The sequence below is a fragment of the Vibrio sp. 811 genome, from assembly GCF_033339195.1.
This window is the reverse complement of the sequence record NZ_JAWOUB010000875.1, coordinates 1-534: the sequence shown is the minus strand read 5'-3', so window position 1 is coordinate 534 and position 534 is coordinate 1. Positions and strand designations below refer to the sequence as shown.

The 534-nt window shown below is 43.6% G+C and carries 2 pseudogenes; one reads left to right on the top strand and one right to left on the bottom strand.

The annotated features are described in order from the left end of the window. Window positions 1-351, top strand: a pseudogene (locus R7Q46_RS29890) (phospho-sugar mutase); the annotation flags it as partial. A gap of 103 nt (window positions 352-454) precedes the next feature. On the opposite strand, the pseudogene R7Q46_RS29885 reads toward R7Q46_RS29890, so the two are convergent. Continuing rightward, window positions 455-534 (bottom strand): annotated as a pseudogene (locus tag R7Q46_RS29885) (GNAT family N-acetyltransferase); the annotation flags it as partial.

Below are 534 nucleotides of genomic sequence, written 5' to 3'. Positions count from 1 at the left end.
AGTATTGCGTTGGATCCAAACTCGCCACCAATTGGTGACAAGTTACGTGCAAATCCACCAAGCGAAATTGCAGGCAAGAAAGTATCGGTTACTGAGGACTTGAAAACTTCCGTTCGTACATTTGAGGATGGTTCAGAAGAGACGATTAATTTACCAGCAAGTGATGTGCTGATTTATCATCTTGAAGATAAATCTCGCGTAATCGTTCGTCCTTCTGGTACTGAGCCTAAGTTGAAATGTTACTACGAAGTCATCAGTGACTTCCCTGCTGACATGAGCTACGAGCAAGCGCAACAAGCTGCGGAAGCCAAAATGAACGCGCTGATCGACGCACACCAAAAAAGCTTGTAACCCTCTCAACGAGTAGTCATGACAAGCTCATGACTACATACTAAAAGAGGTGCTATTCGCGCCTCTTTTTCTGAATTTCTAACAAGCTAAACATCAGTAGCGACTAATCTGCGATTTCTTTTTGGAGGAAGTATTTGTGGATTCCCTCAGCCGGATAACCGGAATACTGCCCTACTTTTTCAA